The following is a 5,917-nucleotide window of genomic DNA, read 5'->3' as shown; positions in this document are numbered from 1 at the left end:
TGCAAAATATTCTACATCGAAATGAACCTTCTGCAAGGCTTCGTGAGCAAGGTTTTTTGACCTTAGTCTTAAAATGTCGTTTTCTAAATTAATACCTGATGAAAAAATATTTGATCTATCGAGAATTCTTGCTTCTGGGGAAGTATTCGTTTTGATAATCATTGATCCTGTTACCTCGTATTCATCCACAGTATATCGATGAAACAAAAAAGTAGTAATTAGGAAAATTAATATAAACAAAACATACCAAGGCCAATATCGAATGTATTTGGCAATGACATACCTGATCTCAAGGGCTTTCTCTTCGTTATCGAGCTGACTTAAGTCTAGTTTTTCCATTTTATTTTAATTACCCGCAACCAAATTAATAATCAGTAAGGTCGAAGCCAACAATCCAGCAAATAAAGCTAAAGAAGCGGTTAAATTATCCGCAGTACCAATTTGTCTAATATTCATCGGTTCCATATACAAGATATCATTGGGTTGTATGAAATAAAAAGGACTTGCCAAAATAGCTCTGTCATTTAGGTTAATTTGATGAATTTTACTACCTCCATCATATTGCCGAATGATAAAAAGCTTATTCTTTTTACCCAATAAAGTCGTTTCGCCTGAATTTGCTAAAGCGTCAAAGATCGTAGCTCTATTCTTATAAATAACTTTAACACCTACACTATTAAACTCGCCCAAAGTGGTGTATCTAATTCCGGCTATTCTTAGTCTTACATAAACTTCCTCTTTAAAAAATTTATTGATTTCTTCCTGAACTTTATTCTTGGCATCTTCTTCTGTCATTCCTGCTATATGAATCTTTCCAAGTTTAGGCACTTCTACAAAGCCTTCCTGATCAAGACTATACCCTCTAAAATAAAGTGGGTCTGAGCCTTGACCGCCTCCAGAACCTCCTCCCATTCCTGACATTCCAGCGCCATTAGCACTTTGATAGCTGAAAGCTTTCGTTAATTCTTCATCGGAAGAAGCAAAATCTATTTCAACAATATCAAATGGTTGCAGAATATATTTATAGTCAACCTCTCCAAAAGGTATAAACTCTTCCAATTCAATCGGCTCATTATCAGGCAAATTCTGTAAATAAGTTATTCTCTTATTACTGATACAAGCTGAAGCAAAAACCATCAATAAAAACAGGGGTAAAAGTTTTCTCATTTTTCTCAATTGAAGAAAGTAATGTAAATATATAGAAAATGAATAAGGGTGAATTTAAAATTAGAAATGATCAATAAATAATTCGGTTACAATCGTCCTTATAGATTTAGTTCACAAAAATCAAAAGACTTCTAAATCCCCCAAAGACCATTTCCATTCTATCTTCATAGGGTCAAATCCTTCTTTGATTTTTCGAAGTGTGACAAGGGGCCCAACTTTCATGATTGGTAGGGAACCGAGATTGATAGCATTTTGATCGGAGTAAATAGTTCCTGAAAAGGAGGTAAATCTGGCTCCGCATAATTTTTGAACTTTACTCAAAGAATTTTGTAACTGAGACCTTATTTCCTTTTCTAAATTATTTAAAATAAACAAATCCGTAATTCTCAACTCTCGGCCCAATTTACTTTCTTTGATTCTATAAAAAAGAAGGTAATTTTCACCATCACTGAGAAAATAATATGGAAATAAAGGAAATTCAAAATATCTCCATTTCAAAAAGCCTTTTTTTAAATTTGTCTGAATTTGGTTTTGGATAGCATTTGATTGCTCAATATTTCTGACAAAATTTTCAATTTTATCCCAGCTTTCTGGTTGTAAAGGATGATTATTTTTACTGGTATTCAAATGAAACTCTAGTTTCAAAGGTAATTTACCCCACTTTTCCCAGCCCATTTTTATATATCCTGGCGTACTCTCAGTATTTGGGCTGTTAAATATAAAATCAATTCCTTCTAACTTAATTTTATCAATTAATGAAAGTGTAAGCTTACTAAAAATACCTTTCCCTTGATAATCTGGATGTATTGCGGTATCAACTGCTCTGCAAGCTTTAACCAAATTCCCATTCACAACAAATTCCCATGTCAAAAATGCCCTAACCCCAATGATTTGATTATCATCAACTGCAACCAACACTGGCGACTGACCAAAAGGATTATCCAAATGTTTCCATTTCCAAAGGCTAATAGATTTGGGTGTCAAAGCCTCACCTAAAGAAACTTTCAATAAAGAAATAATTTGAGGGATATCTGCCTCTTCACTTTTTCTGATTTCCATTCAGTAATTATAAGAATTACCAGGTAAAATTTATCCTAAAAACTGTTTTACCCTTGGTCGTACTTCTTTTCCAATAAGCTCAATTGATTCCATAAGTTGAGAATGGGATAAGCCTGCATTATCCATTTGAAAAGTAAATCTTGAAATCCCACCTAAAGCTTCGCTATGTCTAATGATCTTTTCTGCAACCTCTTCAAATCCCCCTACTACCAACGCACCTTTTTCACCTGTTTGGGCAAAAAAATGATTCCAAGTTACGGGAGGCCATCCTCGCTCTTTACCAATTCTTGTAAAAGTTTCCGCATAGCCAGGATAATAATTATCTAAAGCCTCTTTCCTAGTATTAGCGACATAGCCCAAGGAATGTAAACCTACTTTCAATGATTCAGGTGCGTGACCAGCTTTTATACCAGCTTCCCTATACAAGTCGATTAGAGGTCTGAATCTATGTGTTTCACCTCCAATTACAGCTACCATCAAAGGTAAACCAAGAGAACCTGCTCTAGCAAATGAACCAGGAGTACCACCTACCCCTAACCATATAGGCAGCTTTTTCTGATAAGGTCTTGGGTAAATGCTTTGGTGATGTAAGGGTGGTCTAAATTGTCCCTGCCAAGAAACAGTTTCATGATCTCTTATTTTTAGCAAAAGCTCCAATTTCTCTACAAATAGCTTGTCGTAATCATTTAATTTCAAGCCAAATAAAGGAAATGCTTCTGTAAAAGAACCCCTTCCAGCCACAATCTCTGCTCTTCCTTTTGAAATCAAATCCAACGTTGCAAACTCTTGAAAAACCCGAACGGGATCTGCAGCACTTATGACAGAAACTGCGGAAGTCAGTTTGATTCGTTTTGTTCTGGAGGCTGCTGCGGCTAAAATAATGGCAGTAGCAGAGTCCAGAAATTCCTTTCTATGATGCTCTCCTATCCCAAATACATCCAAGCCCACAAGATCTGCATGTTCAATTCTTTGGAGCAATTCCTCTAATGAATCTGCACTTTTTTTTGAATCGATTACTATATCCCCAGCCTCTGTCGCAGCGAAGCTATCTATACCAATTTCCATTTTTTGTATTCATTTTGAACTTAAAAGAAAATCTATACTGAAAGATGATTTTGTTCCCTTTCTAGGATTAGACTTTCTTTAATGAAACAGCATTGATACAGTATCTCAGGCCACTCGGGGCAGGGCCATCCGGAAACACATGTCCTAAATGTGCATCGCAAACATTACATGTTGCTTCAACTCTGATCATCCCAAAGCTGACATCCTTTGTATAGGCAACATGGCTTAATTCAATAGGTTGAGTGAAAGACGGCCACCCAGTTCCACTTTCAAATTTAACAGTTGAATCAAAAAGCTCTGTTTCACAACAAACACAAGCATATTTACCGGGTTCAAATAGACTACACATATCCGAACTATGAGCTCTTTCTGTTCCTTTCTGTCTTGCTACTCTATATTCTTCGGCATTTAAAATAGCTTTCCAATCAGAATCTGACTTTTCAACTCTTTTGGGAGGCTTTGGATTTCCATTATTTGCAAACTTGATGACATCATTCCAAGTGATCATATTCTCTTAATTAATTTATTTAGATTATTAAACCCTAGCTAAATGCCAAACACAAGAAGATTTAAATTAATTCTATTAACAGTGCAATTTCAATTCTAAGGTGTGAAGTTTTTAATAAGATTTCAATTTCAGGAAAGTAAACTCTAATAGAATTGATACTTTAGAAGATCAAATTCAATTTCCAATAATATGAAAAGCCTCTTTTTTTTGTTTGCAATTTTAACTTTGACCATGCAACTAAGCTATTCTCAAAAATCATTTCATAAAAACAAAGTAATCGCCCATAGAGGTGCATGGAAGTCAAATAATCATCCACAAAATACTTTAGCTTCTTTAAGACAGGCAGTGGCTTTAGGATGTGAAGGTTCCGAATTTGACGTTTGGATGACTGCTGATGGTATACTAGTAGTAAATCATGATTCAGATTTTATGGGGATGCCTATTGAAACTACAAACTTCAAAGAGCTTCTGACCAAGAATCATGAAAATGGAGAAAAGCTTTCTTCAATCGAAGAATACCTGGCAGAAGGGAAAAAGCAAAAAGGAACAAAGTTGATTTTTGAAATCAAACCCTCTAAAATCAGTATATCACGGTCAGAGGAAGTAGCCGAAAAATCAGTTTTGGCTGTTAAGAAAATGAAAGCTCAAAAATGGGTGGATTATATCACCTTTAGTTATGAGGGTGGATTGAAAGTAATTATGTCTGATCCAAAAGCGAATGTTGCCTATCTGACAGGTGATAAAACCCCAGCAGAATTAAAGGAGGCGGGTTTTTTTGGTTTTGATTATAACATCGGGATGTTGAGGAAAAACCCACACTGGATCAAGGAAGCCAAAGACTTGGGATTAACAGTCAATGCCTGGACTGTAAACCAAGAAGAAGATATGAGATGGTTACTGGAAATGGGAGCGGATTTTATCACTACTGATGAGCCAGAACTTCTCTTGTCAATCGTTCAAAAGTAAGTATCTTCAAGGAAAAGCACATTTGACCAAACCGCCAAACCCATGACCTCTTTTTACAAATCCATCTTTTCTCTTTTGCTAATCCTAATTTTCTTTTCTTTCAACACTGTTTACTCTCAAGAAAACAAACCCAACTTCATTATAATTTTTACAGATGATCAGGGCTACGGAGATTTAGGTGTTTTTGGCCATCCAACAATCAAAACTCCAAATCTTGACCAAATGGCAATGGAAGGTCAAAAGTGGACAAATTTTTATGTAGCAGCAAACGTATGTACTCCTAGCAGATCAGCAATTATGACTGGTCGATTGCCGGTTAGAACTGGCATGTTCAGTAATACCAGAAGAGTATTATTTCCTGATTCCGATGGAGGACTACCTGCATCAGAATACACCATTGCCAAATTGCTTAAAAGTTCCGGATATAGTACTGCTGCAATAGGAAAATGGCATTTAGGTCACCTACCACAATATTTACCGACTAGTCATGGATTCGATTCCTATTTTGGAATCCCTTATAGTAATGATATGGATCGGATAAATGATGTTTCTGCTAAAGTAGCATTTGCAGAACCAGATTATAAGTACTTCAATGTACCATTAATGAGAAATGAAGAGATTATTGAACGCCCGGCAAATCAAAATACCATAACCAAACGATATACAGAAGAAGCAATCAAATACATAAAAGAAAATAAAGAAAATCCATTTTTTATTTATTTGGCGCACTCCCTTCCACATGTCCCTTTGTTTGCCAGTGCTGATTTTATGGGAACAAGCGAAAGAGGCTTGTATGGAGATGTTATTGAAGAAATAGATTGGAGTGTTGGTGAGATAATATCTACCTTAAGAAAAGAAGGTTTAGACAAAAACACCTATGTGGTTTTTACCACTGATAATGGGCCTTGGTTAGTTTATAATGAGCAAGGTGGAAGTACTGGTGGGCTATTTGGAGGAAAAGGAACAAGTTATGAAGGAGGAGTACGCGTTCCAACTATTATTTGGGGACCTGGAAATGTAAAACCGGGCGTTATATCTAAAATTGGAAGTACATTGGACTTACTTCCTACTTTTTGTAGCCTTTCAAATACTCCAAAACCAGATGATCGAATATATGATGGATTTGATTTGAGTCCCGTGCTAATGGGAAAA

The 5,917-nt window shown here is 35.8% G+C and carries 6 protein-coding genes and 1 pseudogene; 2 read left to right on the top strand and 5 right to left on the bottom strand.

The window, feature by feature from the left end:
• The 5 genes and pseudogenes from Q0L68_RS15045 to msrB form a co-directional block, all read right to left on the bottom strand.
• A pseudogene (locus tag Q0L68_RS15045) lies at positions 1 to 339 on the bottom strand (tyrosine protein kinase); the annotation flags it as partial.
• Between the two features lie 6 nt (positions 340 to 345).
• The gene (locus Q0L68_RS15040; RefSeq protein ID WP_296704830.1) at positions 346 to 1,167 is read right to left on the bottom strand and encodes a polysaccharide biosynthesis/export family protein; all 822 of its coding nucleotides are present in this window, start codon (positions 1,165 to 1,167) and stop codon (positions 346 to 348) included.
• A 120-nt stretch (positions 1,168 to 1,287) separates the two neighbouring features.
• Positions 1,288 to 2,226, bottom strand: coding sequence for a GNAT family N-acetyltransferase (locus Q0L68_RS15035; protein ID WP_296704827.1), 939 nt, complete (start codon positions 2,224 to 2,226; stop codon positions 1,288 to 1,290).
• A 30-nt stretch (positions 2,227 to 2,256) separates the two neighbouring features.
• A complete protein-coding gene (locus tag Q0L68_RS15030) occupies positions 2,257 to 3,291 on the bottom strand; it encodes an Atu2307/SP_0267 family LLM class monooxygenase (protein ID WP_296704824.1) in 1,035 nt (344 codons plus the stop codon).
• Between the two features lie 67 nt (positions 3,292 to 3,358).
• Complete coding sequence (gene msrB, locus Q0L68_RS15025; RefSeq protein WP_296704821.1) at positions 3,359 to 3,799, bottom strand: peptide-methionine (R)-S-oxide reductase MsrB; 441 nt, start codon at positions 3,797 to 3,799, stop codon at positions 3,359 to 3,361.
• Between the two features lie 189 nt (positions 3,800 to 3,988).
• Between msrB and Q0L68_RS15020 the strand changes: the two genes are divergently transcribed.
• Both Q0L68_RS15020 and Q0L68_RS15015 read left to right on the top strand, forming a co-directional pair.
• The gene (locus Q0L68_RS15020) at positions 3,989 to 4,765 is read left to right on the top strand and encodes a glycerophosphodiester phosphodiesterase family protein (RefSeq protein ID WP_296704819.1); all 777 of its coding nucleotides are present in this window, start codon (positions 3,989 to 3,991) and stop codon (positions 4,763 to 4,765) included.
• 42 nt (positions 4,766 to 4,807) lie between these two features.
• Positions 4,808 to 5,917: sulfatase (locus tag Q0L68_RS15015; RefSeq protein ID WP_296704816.1), on the top strand; the 1,110-nt coding region annotated here is incomplete at its 3' end.

Source organism: Algoriphagus sp., from assembly GCF_024642405.1.
In the GTDB taxonomy this organism is placed as follows: domain Bacteria; phylum Bacteroidota; class Bacteroidia; order Cytophagales; family Cyclobacteriaceae; genus Algoriphagus.
The sequence above is the reverse complement of the archived record's forward strand: the minus strand, read 5'-3'. Positions and strand labels throughout refer to the sequence as shown.